This window comes from Actinoplanes sp. NPDC049668 (genome assembly GCF_044465445.1).
Classification (GTDB): domain Bacteria; phylum Actinomycetota; class Actinomycetes; order Mycobacteriales; family Micromonosporaceae; genus Actinoplanes.
Window position 1 is genome coordinate 477,108 of sequence record NZ_JBITLR010000001.1, and the last position, 13,493, is coordinate 490,600.

A 13,493-nucleotide genomic window follows, 5' to 3' on the forward strand; every position below is an offset into this window, starting at 1 on the left:
CCCAGCCTATCCGCCGTGCCGGGGTGACCAGGAAAGGGTCAGCGGGGCGTCTTCCACGCCGTCGCGCGGCGGGCCCGCTCGACCGCCGCCGGCAGCGCGGCGAGCAGCGCGTCGACGTCGGCGGGCGTCGAGGTGTGTCCCAGGGTGAAGCGCAGCGACGAGCGGGCCCGGTCGTCGTCCGCGCCCATCGCCAGCAGCACGTGCGAGGGCTGCGCCACGCCCGCCGAGCACGCCGAGCCCGTCGAGCAGGAGATGCCCTGCGCGTCCAGGAGCAGCAGCAGCGCGTCGCCCTCGCAGCCGGGGAAGGAGAAGTGCGCGTTGCCGGGCAGGCGGTCCGCCGCGGCGCCGTTGTACACCACGTCCGGCACCGCCGCGCGTACCCGTTCGACCAGGTCGTCGCGGAGGGCGGCGACCCTGGTCGCGTACTCCTGCTGGGTCTTGACCGCGGTCTCGACCGCGACCGCGAAGGCCGCCACGCCCGGGGTGTCCAGGGTCCCGGAGCGCACGTCGCGCTCCTGGCCGCCGCCGTGCAGCAGCGAGGTCGCGACGACGTCGCGGCCGAGCAGCAGCGCGCCGACCCCGACCGGGCCGCCCAGCTTGTGGCCGGTGAGGGTCAGTGCCGCGGCGCCGCTCGCGGCGAAGTCGACCGGGACCTGGCCGACCGCCTGCACCGCGTCGGTGTGGAACGGGATGCCGGCGCCCGCGGCGAGCCGGGCCAGCTCGGCCACCGGCTGGACCGTGCCGACCTCGTTGTTCGCCCACTGGGTGCTGATCACCGCGATCTCGTCGCCGTGCTCGGCGAGCAGGCCGGCCAGCGACTCCGGGTCGACCCTGCCTGCCCCGTCCACCGGCAGCAGGCTGACGTCGGCGCCCTCGTGGCCGCCGAGCCAGTCGACCGCGTCAAGGACGGCGTGGTGTTCGACAGCGGAAGCGACCACCCGGTTGCGGCGCGGGTCGGCGGTCCGCCTGGCCCAGTAGATGCCCTTGGTCACCAAGTTGTCGCTCTCGGTGCCGCCACTGGTGAAGATCACTTCCGAGGGGCGGGCGCCGAGCACCGCGGCGATGCGCTCGCGGGACTCCTCGACCAGCCGGCGGGCGCGCCGGCCGGCGGCGTGCAGGGACGACGGGTTGCCGACCTCGCGGGCGGCCGCGACATATGCGTCGAGCGCCTCGGCGAGCATCGGCGTGGTCGCCGCGTGATCCAGGTAAACCATCAACGTGAAGCTTATGCCTTGAGGCGTCAACCGAAACGGTCCGGCTGGATGGAGCGCGAAACGGCCCGGCGGAAGCCTCCGCCGGGCCGCCTGGAAGGCGTCGCCTACCTGCGCTTACGGATTTCGTCGTCGGCCTGGGGCACGACCTTGAACAGGTCGCCGACCACGCCGAAGTCGGCCAGCTCGAAGATCGGGGCCTCGGGGTCCTTGTTGACCGCGACGATCGTCTTCGAGGTCTGCATGCCCGCCCGGTGCTGGATCGCGCCGGAGATGCCCAGGGCGACGTACAGCTGCGGCGACACGGTCTTGCCGGTCTGGCCCACCTGGAACTGGTGCGGGTAGTAGCCCGAGTCGACCGCCGCGCGGGAGGCGCCGACGGCGCCGCCGAGCAGGTCGGCCATCTCCTCGACCAGCTTGAAGTTGTCGGCGTTGCCGACGCCGCGGCCGCCGGACACGACGATCGACGCCTCGCTGAGCTCGGGGCGGGAGCCCTTCTGCTCGGCGACCCGCTCGACGACCCGGGTCAGCTTGTCCGCGTCGGTGGCCGTGACCTGGAGCGCGGTGACGGCCGGGGTGGCCGGCGCCGGCTCGGGGGTGACCGAGTTCGGGCGGATGGTGATGATCGGCAGGCCCTTGGTGACCTTGGACTTGACGATCGTCGAGCCGGCGAAGACGACCTGGGTCGCGGTGCCGTCCGCGGCGACCTCGACCGCGTCGGTCAGCAGGCCGTTGTCGAGCTTGACGGCGAGCCGGCCGGCGATCTCCTTGCCCTCCTGGGTCGAGGCGAGCAGCACCGCGGCGGGCTGGACCTGCTTGACCAGCTCGGCGACGGCGGTGGCCTTCGACGCCACGAGGTAGCCGTCGATCTCCTCGCCCTCGCCCGAGTAGATCTTCTCGGCGCCGTACTCGCCGAGCTTGGCGGCGAACGCCTCGGTGGCGCCGACGCCGCCGAGCACGACCGCGGAGACCGAGCCCAGCGCGCGGGCGATGGTCAGCATCTCGAGCGTTACCTTCTTGACGCCGGCGGCCTGGGAGGCCTCGACGACGACCAGTACTTCAGCCATGGTGTGAGCCCCTCTCAGACGAACTTCTCGGCGGCGAGGTACGCGACGAGCTGCTCGCCGCCCGTACCCTCGTCAGTGATCTTGGTGCCGGCCGAACGAGCGGGCCGCTTCGCGAACTCGACCACCGCGGAGGTCGCGCCGGCGGTGCCCACCTCGTCGGTGGAGACGCCCAGGTCGGCGAGCGACAGGGTCTGCACCGGCTTCTTCTTCGCGGCCATGATGCCCTTGAAGGAGGGGTAGCGGGGCTCGTTGATCGTGTCCCACACGCTGACGACGGCCGGGGTGGCCGCGGTGACGACCTCGTAGCCCTCGTCGGTCTGCCGCTCGGCGGTCAGCTGCGCGCCGTCGACGGTGAGCTTGCGGGCGCCGGTCAGCGCCGCGATGCCGAGGCGCTCGGCCAGCATGTGCGGCATGACCTGCACGCGGCCGTCGGTCGACTCGGCGCCGCAGATCACCAGGTCGGCGTTGAGCGTGCCGAGGGCGGCGGCGAGAACCTTGGAGGTCGCGACGGCGCAGGACCCGCGCAGCGCGTCGTCCTGCACGTGCACGGCCTTGTCGGGGCCCATGGACAGCGCCTTGCGGATCGACTCGGCGGCGCGCTCGGGGCCCATCGTCAGGACGGTCACCTCGCCACCGTGCGCCTCCTTGATCTTCAGCGCCTCCTCGATGGCGTACTCGTCCATCTCGTTGATGACGTTGTTCGCCGAGGCCCGCTCGACGGTGTTGTCACCCGCGCTCAGGGTGCGCTCGGCACCGGAGTCGGGTACCTGCTTGACCAGTACGACGATGTTCATCGCGCTTCGACGACCCTCCTGTTGATGGACGCACGCCTGCAGCCGGAACTGCTCTGTCCTCTCGCGATGTTACCCGCCAGTAGCTTAAGGGTCTCCACCACCGAGAGTGACTCACCTCACCCAGAGCCACCACAAGATCGCTACAGTCGGATCAAGGGGGTACCTGGATATGTCCGGCCAAATTACCGCTGTACCGCGCGGGTTACCCGCGCGTTCGCCCCATCCTCTCCCACCGCACCGACCGACCGGTCCGGAGGGAGCCTGGTGCACCTGTGGGCGGACCCGGGAGTCGTGCGTGAGCGCGCGGATGCGGGGACTCTGGGCGGCCTCCCCGGCACCCCTTGTGCACCTCGCTGGTCGATAATCGGCGGCGTGCTCGACCAGTGGTTCAACCCGCAGAACACCCCGATGGTCGGCGAGAAGCCGGACTACCGCTTCTCGCTGGCCAATGAGCGCACGTTCCTGGCCTGGATCCGGACCGCCCTGGCGCTGCTGGCCGGCGGGCTCGCGTGCGCGCAGTTCCTGCCGCCGCTGCCGATACCCCACCTGCGCGAGGGCATCGCGGTGGCGCTGCTGCTGCTCGGCGGCGTGGTCGCGCTGCGCGCCGTCGACCACTGGGCGCGCACCGAGCGGGCCATGCGGCTCGGCACCGACCTGCCGAAGTCGCGCTTCCCGGCGGTGCTGGCCCTGATCGTGGCGCTCGGCGCGCTGCTGCTCGTCGTCGCCGTACTGATCAAAGCGTTCTCATGAATCCGGACCCGGGCGCCTCCGCGCAGCGGACCCGCCTGGCCTGGCGGCGGACCGGGCTGTCGGCGACCGCGGTGGCGCTGCTGGCGACCCGGCCGGCCTTCGTGCCCGGCGCCGGCGCCTGGACCTTCCTCGCGGCGGGCACCGCGATGGCGCTCTGGGCCGGCCTCGTCGGCCTCGCCTACCGGCGCGCGCGGGGCCTCAACGCCCTCCCGCCGCGGCCCGGCCGGCGGACCGTCACGAGCTACGCGGCGCTCACCGTCAGCCTCGCCGTGCTCGGCGCCGCGCTTGTCATGCTCTGATCGTCGCCGTTCGGGTTGCGGCGCGTCATCATTGCCTAATGGTCCGGTTGTTCGTCGTCCTCGCTGCGGTGCAGCTCGTGCTCCTGGTGCTCGCGCTCATCGGCGTGCTGTCGGCCGATCGGGTACGCAACATGCCGCGCGCCCTGTGGCTGCTCGTCATCCTGCTGATCCCCCTGCTCGGCCCGCTCGCCTACTTCGTCTGGGGACGGCCGGTGCCGCCGCCGCACGAGGGCGGCCCGGTCCGCCGGACGGGCCCGCGGCCGACCTCGCCCGACGACGACCCGGACTTCCTGCGCTCAATGGACACCGAGCGGACCCGCCGCGAACGCGAGCTGCTCGACCAGTGGGAGCGCGAGCTGGAGAAGAACGACGAGTAGGCGACTCAGGCCAGGTTGGACGACCTGGGGTAGGCGTCCGCCGGGTCGGTCAGCACGTTGACCAGGTACGGCACGCCGGCGTCGAAGGCGCGCGCCAGCGCCGGGCCGAGCTCCGACGCCTTCTCCACCGTCTCGCCGGCACCGCCGAGCGCCTCGACCACGTGGTCGTAGCGCAGCCCGGGCTGCAGGTCGGCGGCGACGTCGTAGCCGTACATGGCCTGCATCGGGTGCTTCTCGAGGCCCCAGATGCCGTTGTTGCCGACCACGATCACCACGGGCAGCTTCTGCCGGGCCAGCGACTCCGCGTCCATCAGCGAGAAGCCGGCCGCGCCGTCGCCCATGAGGACGCAGATCTGCCGGTCGGGGTAGGTGACCCGGGCCCCCATCGCGTAGCCCATGCCGGTGCCGAGGCAGCCGTACGGCCCGGGATCGAGCCAGGTGCCGGGCCGGGCGGGCTCGAGGAAGCGGCCGGCGTAGGAGACGAAGTCGCCGCCGTCGCCGATGGTGACCGCGTCCGGGGCCAGCACCTTGCGCAGCTCGCCGTAGACCCGGGCCGGCTTGATCGGATCGCTCTCCGCGGCCATCGCCTCGGCGTCGCGGGCCTTTCCGGCGTCCTCGGCCACGCGCAGGCCGTCGATCCATCCGCTGTGGTCCGCGCGCGGGCCGGCGTGGTCGGCCAGCGCCGCGAGGATCAGCCGCAGGTCGCCGGCCGGCGAGACGGCGGTCTCGACGTGGCCCGCGCGCTGGGTCGGCGCGTCGACGATGTGCACGACCTTCGCGGCGCCGAACTCGCCGAAGCCGAGCCGGAAGTCGAGCGGGGTGCCGATGACGGCGACGACGTCGGCCTGGTCGAGCGCGGGGCGCCGGGCCCGGGCGAAGGCGAGCGGGTGGCCCGGCGGCAGCGCGCCGCGGCCCATGCCGTTGGCGAAGACCGGAATCTGCAGCGCCTCGGCGGCGGCGCGCAGCTCGTCGATCGCGTTGCCGCCCCACACGTCGGAGCCGGCGATGATGACCGGGCGCTCGGCCGCGGCCAGCAGCTCGGCCGCCCGGGCGACGTGCTCCGGGTCGGGCTCCACGACCGGGATCTCGGGAGCGCCGGGCGCGGCGACGTCCTCGCTGGAGAAGAGCACCTCGAGCGGCAGGTCGAGGAACGCCGGGCCGCGGTGCGCGGTGAGGGCCGCGGTCAGCGCCCGCGCCACCTCGGCCGGGATCTGGTCGGTGCCGGCGACCGTCGCGGCGTACTTGGTGACGGGCGCGACCAGCGGGACGTGGTCGATCTCCTGCAGGCTGCCGGAGCCCCAGCGGAAGGCCGGCGCCCGGCCGCCCATCACCAGCACCGGCGAGGCGTTGAAGAACGCGCTGGTCAGGCCCGATACGCCGTTGGTCACGCCGGGACCGGCGGTCAGGACGGCAAGGCCCGGGCGGCGCTGGAGCTTGGCGACGGCCTCGGCGGCGAACACGGCCGACTGCTCGTGCCGCACGTCGTAGATCGGGAATCCGGCCTTGTACGCGGCGTCGTAGAGCGGGAAGACGTGCCCCCCGGAGAGGGTGAACATCTCCGTCACCCCGTACGCCCGCAGCGCCGCCAGCGCCAGTTCCCCGCCGTGGCCCTCGATCATTTCCGACATGCCAGCTCCCGCCGCTTGATCCTCGTCAGCACGCTACCGGGGCCGGTGGGAAAATATGAACCAGACTCACCCTCTTAGTCGGTCCAACTCCTCCAGCAGTCGCTGCACCGCCGTGTCCATGGGCACCCCGGCGCTGACGCTGTACGCCGCCACCAGCGCGACCGCCGGCACCGCCAGCAGGAAAACGATGCTCAGGAGCACCTGGAGGAAGCGCAGCACCCGGCCGCGACGCCGGCGGCGCGGCTTGGCGACGAGGGCGGGACGGCCGGCCGCCGGCCGCTTCACCGGCCGCGCGGCGACCGCTGAGGGCGAGACGGGCCGCGAGGCGACCGACGGGGTGGCCGGGCGGGCGGCGGGCCGCTTGGCGGGCTTCGTCGCTCGGGCGGCCGGCAGGGGCCGGGTGGCGGCGGGCGCCGAGACCGCGGCGGCGCCGGTCGGGGTGTGCTGCAGCGCGTGCACGTCCCAGGACGGCTCGGAGGCGACCGTCTGGTCCGGGTCCGGCACCCAGTGCTGCTGCGCGTCCGGCCACGGGTCGACGGCCGGCGGCGGCAGGCCTTCCGCGGGCTTCGCCGAGGGCACGGTGTCCATGTCGTCGACCGAGGGGGCCCGCGGCGCCGGCACGACCGGGCCGTCGCGGGAGACCAGCCGCATCTCGGCCGTCGGGCCGGGCGCGGCCGGCTCCGTCGCCAGCAGCGCGGCGTCCGCCAGGATGCTGCCCTCCGCGACGACCAGCTCAGGCTGCTCGATGGCGACCGGCGCCTCGCCCAGCTCCCGGTGCAGCAGCGTCGCCACCAGCGGGATCCGGCTCGCGCCGCCGACCAGGAAGACCCCGGCCAGGCGCCCGTCCGGCAGGTCGGCCCAGTTCAGCACGTCCCGGGTGACCCGTACGGTCTGTTCCAGCAGCGGCCGGGCCAGCTCCTCGAGCTCCTCGCGGGTCACGTGCAGCTCGAGGTCGAGCAGCGGGACCACCACGTCGGCGGACTGGATGCGCGACAGCCGCTCCTTGGCGATCCGCACGTCGTCCCAGAGCTGCTGCTTGGCGCGCCGGTCCTCGAGCGTCTCCGGCTCGCAGAGGCGCTGCCAGACGGCCGCGTCGCGCTCGGCGACCAGCTTGCCGACGTGCTCGACGATCGCCGCGTCCACGTCCAGGCCGCCGATGTCGTCGCGGCCGTCGACGGCGAGCACCTCGAAGCCCTCCGCGGTGCGCGCCACCACGCTCGCGTCGAACGTGCCGGCGCCGAAGTCGTGCACCACCACGACGGACCCGATCGGCACGTCGCGGCCGAGCACCTCGGCGAAGTAGGTTGCCGCGGCGACCGGCTCGGCCACCAGGCGGACCCGCTCGAGGCCCGCGATGGCGGCGGCCTCGGCGAGCAGGCCCCGGCGGGTCGCGCCCCAGGTCGCCGGGCAGGTCAGGGTCGTCTCGGGGCGGACCGGGCCGACCGCGCGGTGCCACTCGTCGAGCACCCGGACCAGCACGGCCGCGATCAGGTCGACGACCGGCAGCTCTTGGTCGCCGAGCAGCACCAGGCCGTCGTCGATGCGGCGCTTCGGGTTCGGCTCGAAACGGGCCGGGTCGCGCCGGGCGCTGTGCACCGCGTCGCGGCCGACGGCGAGGCCGCCGCTCGGCTCGGCGTACACGGCCGACGGCAGCAGCGGGGAGCCGTCGACGAGGATCGGCCGCGCCCGGCCGTCGGGCCAGCGGGCCACCGCGACGGTGTTCGAGGTGCCGAAGTCGACGCCGAGAGAGTGCCGACCCGCTTCGATGGACATGCGCGCCAGTGTAGGCCCAGCCGAGAAGTTGATGATCTGCCTACACGAGCCGCCAGCGCAGGTCACCGTGGCGGCCGCGCAGGCAGCGCACGGCCCGGCCGTCGGCGGTCCGGCCGTCCGCGCCCTCCTCGTCGCACCGGTCCCAGACCTTGACCGGCGCCTCGGTCTCCTCGCCCTGCGCCGGCGGCGCGGGCGGCGCGGGCGGCGGCACGAGCTCCGTCGGCGCCGTGCCGGTGGCCGGCGGCGCCGGCGGGAGCGCGATGATCGTGGGCGGCGCGGCGGGCGGCCCGGGTGTCTCCGCGGGCGGCGCCGGGCGCGAGGCGGTCCGCGTGGGCGCGGCGGCGGGCCTACGGGTGGAGTGCTTCACCGAGGCGCCGGGGCCCCCGGTCTGGACGCTCGCGGACGGCGCGGCGGCCGGCGGCCCGCGGAACTCCGGCCCGGCGGCGCGGGCACCGGTCTTCGCGTCGCCCGGCTCGCCGAACGTGACGACACCGATGACCCCGCACAGCAGCGCCTGACCGGTCACCAGCGCCACGGCGACCGCGACGGTGCGCCGGACCGGTGTCACGCGCAAGCCGGACGTCGTCACAGAGAGGCACTTTATGGCAACAGATCGATATCCGCGAGATCCCCGCTCCCGTTTCTCGGTTGAGCCGGCCCGCTCAGCGGCCGGTGAACTTCGGTTTGCGCTTCTCGACGAAGGCCGTGGTGCCCTCGACCCGGTCGTCGGTGGCGAACAGGCCGGCGAACAGCTGGCTCTCCCACGCGAGCCCGGAGGCGAGGTCGGTGTTCAGGCCGCCGTCGATCGCCAGCTTCGCGGCGCGCAGGGCCAGGGCCGGCCCGTTCAGGTACGGCTTGAGCAGCTCGGCCGCGCTCGAGTACACGTCGGCGGCGGGCACGACGCGGTCGGCGAGCCCGATCCGCAGCGCCTCCTCGGCGTCGACCATGCGGCCGGAGAAGATCAGGTCCTTGGCCTTCGCCGGCCCGATCAGCCGGGCCAGCCGCTGGGTGCCGCCGGCGCCCGGGATGATGCCCAGCTTGATCTCCGGCTGGCCGAGCTTGGCGTCGTCCGCGACGACCCGCCAGTCGCAGGCCAGGGCGAGCTCGCAGCCGCCGCCGAGCGCGTAGCCGGTGATCGCCGCGACGACCGGCTTCGGGATCCTGGCGACCTCGTCGAACGCGCCGGAGAGCGCCGTCGCGCGAACGGTCATCTCCTGGAACGTGGTCGTGGTGAACTCGGTGATGTCGGCGCCGGCGGCGAAGACCTTCTCCCCGCCGTACACGATCACGGCCCGGACCTCGGTGTCGGCGGTCGCGGCCCGCGCGGCCGCCCGGAGCTCCTCCTGCACCTGGGTGTTCAGCGCGTTCATCGGTGGCCGCTCGAGCCGGATCGTGCCGATTCCGCCGCTCGTCTCCAGTCGCACGAACTCACCCACGCGCTTGCCTCCCTAGTGATCGTTCAGATGCTGACAGCGTAAGGGTAAGTACGATTGCCCCGAGGAGGGGTGATGACCACCTACTACCGTGACCCGGACGTGCTGGTCACCTCGGCCGGAGTCCGGATGGGCGGGCGCGACTACCGGCTGGGCGAGCTGGCCCGGGTCTGGCACCGGCGCGGCCGCCGGGCGTGGGGCAACGTCGCGGGTCGTGGCGCCCTCGTCCTCGCGATCGTCACACCCGTCGTCATCGGCGCCATCGGCGTCCTCATCGCACTGGTCATCGACGCGTCGACCGCGACGACGATCGCCCTGGCCGGCGGCGGCGTGCTCGTCGGCCTGGCCGCCCTGCCCCTGGCCGACGTGCTGCTGGAGTTCGTCGACCGCTCCTACGACCGGGGCAGCCACCGGCTGGAGATCTGGGCCCGGGTCGACGGCGCGGACGTCCTGCTGCTGGCGACGACCGACAAGCGGCGCTTCGGCCAGATCTACCGCGCCCTGCAGCGGGCCGTCGACGACGACCCCACACCGAGCCGGACACCGGAGGCACGATGAACGACGGACGCTCCGGCGCGCGGGCGCTGGCCGGGCTGCTCGCCACCAGCGGCGTGCTGCACTTCGCCGCGCCCCGGCCCTTCGACGCCATCGTGCCCCGCTCGCTGCCCGGCACCCCGCGTACCTGGACCTACCTCAGCGGCGCCGCCGAGCTGGCCGTCGCCGCCGCGCTTCTGCATCCCGGCACCCGGCGGCTCGGCGGCCTGGCCGCCGCCGGCCTGTTCGCCGCGGTGTTCCCCGCCAACGTCAAGATGGCGGTCGACTGGCGGCACGCGTCACCCGCGCGCCGGGCGATCGCGTACGCCCGGCTGCCGTTGCAGGTGCCGCTGGTCCTCTGGGGACTGCGCGTCGCCCGGCGGTGAATTCCGGCCAATCGGCCCCGGTGCCGGCCGGCGACCGGCGACGATACGGGGACCATGAAGGCCACCCATGTGCCGCCGACCGGCGTTGAGCGCAAACTCGGCGAGGACGAGCTGATCGTCACGAAGACCGATCCCCGCGGCCTGCTGACCTACACCAACGACGTCTTCCTGCGGATCTCGGCGCTGCGCGAGGACGAGGCGATCGGGCAGCCGCACAACATCATCCGCCATCCCGACATGCCCCGGGCGGTCTTCAAGCTGCTCTGGGAGACGATCGGCGAGCGGCGCGAGGTCTTCGCGTACGTGCAGAACCTGGCCCTGGACGGCGCGCACTACTGGGTGCTGGCGCACGTCACGCCCTCGATGGACGAGCAGGGCCGGGTGGTCGGCTACCACTCCAGCCGGCGCCGCCCCGACGACGCCGCGGTCGCCGAGATCAGCGGGATCTACGCCGGCCTGCGGGCCGAGGAGCTGCGCCACGCGGCCTCCCCCGCCGGACTCGACGCGTCCTGGGCGATGCTGACGCGGCTGCTCGACGACCGGGGGCAGACCTACGACGCGTTCGTCTGGTCGCTGACGAACGGGGCCCTGCGGTGAACACCGATACCCTGCGCCTGATCACGGAGGTCTGCGAGCGGGCCGCGGCGGGCGACTTCGAGGCCCGGGTGCCGCCGCTCGAGGAGTCCGCCGAGGCGCGGGCCGCCCGGGCGGCGATCAACCGCCTGCTCGACAACACCGACACCTTCGTCCGCGAGGCCGGCGCGTCGCTGACCGCGGCGGCCGAGGGCCGCTTCCACCGGCGCTTCCTGACCCGCGGCATGCGGGGCGCGTTCCGCGAGGCGGCCGCGCGGATCTCCGAGTCCATCCAGGAGATGAGCCGGTCCGCGGACCGCCTCGACGAGGCCGGGCGCTCCCGGGCGGCGCTCGCCGACGAGCTCGAGAACGCCGTGCTCACCGTCTCCGAGCAGGTGGCGACCGCCGCGACGGAGATGGGCGCCTCGGCGAACGGCCTGGCGGACTTCGCCCGCGACGCGGTCACCGAGGCCGAGCGGGGCGTCGAGACCGTCAGCTCGCTGCGCAGCGCCTCCGACCAGATCCGAACGGCCGTCGATCTGATCAACTCGGTCGCGTCGCAGACCCGGCTGCTGGCCCTGAACGCGACGATCGAGGCGGCCCGCGCGGGCGAGGCCGGCCGCGGCTTCAGCGTGGTGGCCGACGAGGTCAAGAACCTGGCCAACGAGACCAGCAGCTCCAGCGAGGAGATCCTCGGCCAGGTCAACACCGTTCAGCAGGCGGCGGCCGACTCGATCGGCGTGCTGGAGACGGTGACCGCCAGCCTCCGGGAGATGAGCGGCCTGGTGAACGGCATCGCGACCGCGGTCGACGGCGGGCAGGACTCCGGCACGGCCGGGCTGAGCCAGCTGGCCGAGGTGCTCCGCAGCGAGGTGCACCGCTTCGTGACCATGGCCCGGGAGAGCTGAGGCGGCGTTACGCGCTCCGGGCGTAGAGCTCGTCGATCTCCGCGCGGGTCGGCAGCGCGTTGCTGGCGCCGACCTTGCGGACGCAGGCGGCGCCCGCCGCGTTCGCCCAGCGGACCGCGTCCACCAGGTCGCGGCCCTCGCCCCAGGCGACGGCCAGCGCACCCGTGAACGCGTCGCCGGCCGCGGTCGTGTCCAGCACCTCGACCGTGCAGGCCGGCACCCGCTCGTCGGTGCCGTCGCGGTCGGCGTACCAGGAGCCGGCGCCGCCCATGGTCAGCACCACCCGCGGCACGAGCGCCAGCAGCCCGGCGACGTCCGGCGCCGGCGAGCCGGTGATCGCCCGCGCCTCGCCCTCGTTGACGACCAGCAGGTCCACCGCCGCGAGCAGCTCCGGCGGCAGCTCGCGGGCGGGCGCGGCGTTCAGGATCACCCGGGTGCCGCCGGCCCGCGCCGCCTGCGCGGCCGCCACCACCGTGTCCACCGGGATCTCCAGCTGGCAGACCAGCACGTCGCTGTCCACGATGGCCGCGGTCTCGGCCGCGCTCAGGCCCGCGAACGAGCTGTTCGCGCCCGGACTCACGATGATCGAGTTCTCACCCGCGCGGTCCACCATGATCACCGCAACGCCGGACGCGCCGTAGCTGGTCCGCAGGTTCGCGGTGTCCACGCCGGACGCGTTCAGCCGGGCCTTGATCGTCACACCGAACGCGTCCGAGCCGATCGCGCCGAGCATCACGCAGGTCGCGCCGGCCCGGACCGCGGCGATGGCCTGGTTGGCGCCCTTGCCGCCCGGCGTCATCACGAACTCGTCGCCCAGCACGGTCTCGCCGGGCAGCGGCAGGCGGGCGGCGAGCCCGACCAGGTCCATGTTGGCGCTGCCGGCGACCACGACCCGGGGCGGTGAGACGGCCATCGTCGCGCCTCAGGCCGCCCGGGCCATGTACCGGTCGCCGTTGCGCTGCACCACCAGCGGGAGCCCGAAGGTCTTGGACAGGTTGTCGGCGGTCAGCGTCTCGCCCAGCAGGCCCGCCGCGACGACCGTGCCCTCGCGCAGCAGCATCGCGTGGGTGAAGCCGGGCGGGATCTCCTCGACGTGGTGGGTGACCAGCACCAGGGCCGGCGCGTCCGGATCCTCGGCCAGCTCGGTGAGGCGCCCGATCAGGTCCTCGCGGCCGCCCAGGTCCAGCCCGGCGGCGGGCTCGTCCAGCAGCATCAGCTCGGGGTCGGTCATCAGCGCGCGGGCGATCTGGGTGCGCTTGCGCTCGCCCTCGGAGAGGGTGCCGAACTCGCGGTCGATCAGCGTGCCCATCCCCAGCTGGTGCAGCAGCGCCCGGGCCCGCGCCTCGTCCTGCGGGTCGTAGCTCTCCCGCCAGCGGCCGACGACGGACCAGGCCGCCGTGACCACCACGTCGAGGACCCGCTCGGTCGGCGGCACCCGGTCGGCGAACTGCCCGGTGCTGAGCCCGATCCGGGTACGCAGCTCGTTGATGTCCGTGCGCCCCAGCCGCTCGCCCAGCACCCAGGCGTTGCCCCGGGACGGGTGGAGCCGGCCCGACGCGAGGTTCAGCAGCGTCGTCTTGCCGGCGCCGTTCGGCCCGAGCACCACCCATCGCTCGTCCAGCTCGACCTGCCAGCTGAGCCCGCGCAGCAGGAAGCTGCCGCCGCGGATCACGCTCACCCGGTCGAAGGAGATGACGGTGTCGTCGTCGGGTGGTGTGGGAGTCGCCGCATCGAGCACGCGTCCATCCAACCATGCAGCG

At 73.9% G+C, this 13,493-nt stretch carries 16 protein-coding genes; 7 read left to right on the forward strand and 9 right to left on the reverse strand.

Annotation, left to right across the window (positions count from 1 at the left end; all coding sequences use genetic code 11):
• Nucleotides 1-38: 38 nt before the first annotated feature.
• The 3 genes from ACIBSW_RS02185 to ACIBSW_RS02195 form a co-directional block, all read right to left on the reverse strand.
• Nucleotides 39-1,214, reverse strand: coding sequence for a cysteine desulfurase family protein (locus tag ACIBSW_RS02185; protein ID WP_354723350.1), 1,176 nt, complete (start codon nucleotides 1,212-1,214; stop codon nucleotides 39-41).
• A gap of 104 nt (nucleotides 1,215-1,318) precedes the next feature.
• Nucleotides 1,319-2,278, reverse strand: a complete 960-nt coding sequence (locus ACIBSW_RS02190) for an electron transfer flavoprotein subunit alpha/FixB family protein (protein ID WP_354723348.1) — start codon at nucleotides 2,276-2,278, stop codon at nucleotides 1,319-1,321.
• A gap of 14 nt (nucleotides 2,279-2,292) precedes the next feature.
• Nucleotides 2,293-3,072, reverse strand: coding sequence for an electron transfer flavoprotein subunit beta/FixA family protein (locus ACIBSW_RS02195; protein WP_354723346.1), 780 nt, complete (start codon nucleotides 3,070-3,072; stop codon nucleotides 2,293-2,295).
• A gap of 408 nt (nucleotides 3,073-3,480) precedes the next feature.
• On the opposite strand from ACIBSW_RS02195, the gene ACIBSW_RS02200 reads away from it, so the two are divergent.
• The 3 genes from ACIBSW_RS02200 to ACIBSW_RS02210 are packed head-to-tail and all read left to right on the forward strand — an operon-like array spanning nucleotide 3,481 to nucleotide 4,498.
• Nucleotides 3,481-3,822, forward strand: coding sequence for a DUF202 domain-containing protein (locus ACIBSW_RS02200; RefSeq protein ID WP_354723408.1), 342 nt, complete (start codon nucleotides 3,481-3,483; stop codon nucleotides 3,820-3,822).
• Nucleotides 3,819-4,121, forward strand: coding sequence for a DUF202 domain-containing protein (locus ACIBSW_RS02205; RefSeq protein ID WP_354723344.1), 303 nt, complete (start codon nucleotides 3,819-3,821; stop codon nucleotides 4,119-4,121). Before ACIBSW_RS02200 ends, ACIBSW_RS02205 begins: the two co-directional genes overlap by 4 nt.
• A 38-nt stretch (nucleotides 4,122-4,159) precedes the next feature.
• Nucleotides 4,160-4,498 (forward strand): PLDc N-terminal domain-containing protein, encoded by a 339-nt coding sequence (locus tag ACIBSW_RS02210; RefSeq protein ID WP_354723342.1) that lies wholly within the window; start codon nucleotides 4,160-4,162, stop codon nucleotides 4,496-4,498.
• 5 nt (nucleotides 4,499-4,503) lie between these two features.
• Here the strand turns inward: ACIBSW_RS02210 and ACIBSW_RS02215 are convergent, their stop codons facing one another.
• The 4 genes from ACIBSW_RS02215 to ACIBSW_RS02230 all read right to left on the reverse strand — a co-directional run bounded on the left by ACIBSW_RS02215 (nucleotide 4,504) and on the right by ACIBSW_RS02230 (nucleotide 9,335).
• Nucleotides 4,504-6,126 carry an acetolactate synthase gene (locus ACIBSW_RS02215; protein ID WP_354723340.1) on the reverse strand — a complete coding sequence of 541 codons (1,623 nt, stop codon included), beginning with the start codon at nucleotides 6,124-6,126 and terminating at the stop codon, nucleotides 4,504-4,506.
• A 66-nt stretch (nucleotides 6,127-6,192) separates the two neighbouring features.
• Nucleotides 6,193-7,899: an Hsp70 family protein gene (locus ACIBSW_RS02220; protein ID WP_354723338.1), complete on the reverse strand. Its 1,707-nt coding sequence runs from the start codon at nucleotides 7,897-7,899 to the stop codon at nucleotides 6,193-6,195.
• A 40-nt stretch (nucleotides 7,900-7,939) separates the two neighbouring features.
• Nucleotides 7,940-8,488 carry a hypothetical protein gene (locus ACIBSW_RS02225; RefSeq protein ID WP_354723336.1) on the reverse strand — a complete coding sequence of 183 codons (549 nt, stop codon included), beginning with the start codon at nucleotides 8,486-8,488 and terminating at the stop codon, nucleotides 7,940-7,942.
• Nucleotides 8,489-8,561: 73 nt separating this feature from the next.
• Nucleotides 8,562-9,335 (reverse strand): enoyl-CoA hydratase-related protein, encoded by a 774-nt coding sequence (locus ACIBSW_RS02230; protein ID WP_354723334.1) that lies wholly within the window; start codon nucleotides 9,333-9,335, stop codon nucleotides 8,562-8,564.
• Nucleotides 9,336-9,407: 72 nt separating this feature from the next.
• Between ACIBSW_RS02230 and ACIBSW_RS02235 the strand changes: the two genes are divergently transcribed.
• From ACIBSW_RS02235 to ACIBSW_RS02250, 4 genes are read left to right on the forward strand one after another with little or no spacing between them, the layout of a single operon-like run.
• Nucleotides 9,408-9,890: a DUF6232 family protein gene (locus ACIBSW_RS02235; RefSeq protein WP_354723332.1), complete on the forward strand. Its 483-nt coding sequence runs from the start codon at nucleotides 9,408-9,410 to the stop codon at nucleotides 9,888-9,890.
• Entirely contained in the window at nucleotides 9,887-10,252 is a 366-nt protein-coding gene (locus tag ACIBSW_RS02240; RefSeq protein ID WP_354723330.1) for a MauE/DoxX family redox-associated membrane protein, read from the forward strand. The genes ACIBSW_RS02235 and ACIBSW_RS02240 overlap by 4 nt, the downstream gene beginning before the upstream one ends.
• 54 nt (nucleotides 10,253-10,306) lie before the next feature.
• The gene (locus ACIBSW_RS02245; protein ID WP_354723328.1) at nucleotides 10,307-10,849 is read left to right on the forward strand and encodes a PAS domain-containing protein; all 543 of its coding nucleotides are present in this window, start codon (nucleotides 10,307-10,309) and stop codon (nucleotides 10,847-10,849) included.
• Nucleotides 10,846-11,733, forward strand: coding sequence for a methyl-accepting chemotaxis protein (locus tag ACIBSW_RS02250; protein WP_354723326.1), 888 nt, complete (start codon nucleotides 10,846-10,848; stop codon nucleotides 11,731-11,733). Before ACIBSW_RS02245 ends, ACIBSW_RS02250 begins: the two co-directional genes overlap by 4 nt.
• Before the next feature lie 7 nt (nucleotides 11,734-11,740).
• Here the strand turns inward: ACIBSW_RS02250 and ACIBSW_RS02255 are convergent, their stop codons facing one another.
• Both ACIBSW_RS02255 and ACIBSW_RS02260 read right to left on the reverse strand, forming a co-directional pair.
• The gene (locus ACIBSW_RS02255) at nucleotides 11,741-12,646 is read right to left on the reverse strand and encodes a ribokinase (protein ID WP_354723324.1); all 906 of its coding nucleotides are present in this window, start codon (nucleotides 12,644-12,646) and stop codon (nucleotides 11,741-11,743) included.
• A 9-nt stretch (nucleotides 12,647-12,655) separates the two neighbouring features.
• Nucleotides 12,656-13,471 (reverse strand): ABC transporter ATP-binding protein, encoded by an 816-nt coding sequence (locus tag ACIBSW_RS02260; protein WP_354723322.1) that lies wholly within the window; start codon nucleotides 13,469-13,471, stop codon nucleotides 12,656-12,658.
• Nucleotides 13,472-13,493: the final 22 nt, after the last annotated feature.

Coding starts and splice junctions, on each gene's coding strand:
- ACIBSW_RS02195 (WP_354723346.1), bottom strand. CDS start 3,072: ATGAACATCGTCGTACTGGTCAAGCAGGTACCCGACTCCGGTGCCGAG.
- ACIBSW_RS02205 (WP_354723344.1), top strand. CDS start 3,819: ATGAATCCGGACCCGGGCGCCTCCGCGCAGCGGACCCGCCTGGCCTGG.
- ACIBSW_RS02215 (WP_354723340.1), bottom strand. CDS start 6,126: ATGTCGGAAATGATCGAGGGCCACGGCGGGGAACTGGCGCTGGCGGCG.
- ACIBSW_RS02210 (WP_354723342.1), top strand. CDS start 4,160: ATGGTCCGGTTGTTCGTCGTCCTCGCTGCGGTGCAGCTCGTGCTCCTG.
- ACIBSW_RS02255 (WP_354723324.1), bottom strand. CDS start 12,646: ATGGCCGTCTCACCGCCCCGGGTCGTGGTCGCCGGCAGCGCCAACATG.
- ACIBSW_RS02185 (WP_354723350.1), bottom strand. CDS start 1,214: ATGGTTTACCTGGATCACGCGGCGACCACGCCGATGCTCGCCGAGGCG.
- ACIBSW_RS02235 (WP_354723332.1), top strand. CDS start 9,408: ATGACCACCTACTACCGTGACCCGGACGTGCTGGTCACCTCGGCCGGA.
- ACIBSW_RS02245 (WP_354723328.1), top strand. CDS start 10,307: ATGAAGGCCACCCATGTGCCGCCGACCGGCGTTGAGCGCAAACTCGGC.
- ACIBSW_RS02190 (WP_354723348.1), bottom strand. CDS start 2,278: ATGGCTGAAGTACTGGTCGTCGTCGAGGCCTCCCAGGCCGCCGGCGTC.
- ACIBSW_RS02220 (WP_354723338.1), bottom strand. CDS start 7,899: ATGTCCATCGAAGCGGGTCGGCACTCTCTCGGCGTCGACTTCGGCACC.
- ACIBSW_RS02240 (WP_354723330.1), top strand. CDS start 9,887: ATGAACGACGGACGCTCCGGCGCGCGGGCGCTGGCCGGGCTGCTCGCC.
- ACIBSW_RS02200 (WP_354723408.1), top strand. CDS start 3,481: ATGGTCGGCGAGAAGCCGGACTACCGCTTCTCGCTGGCCAATGAGCGC.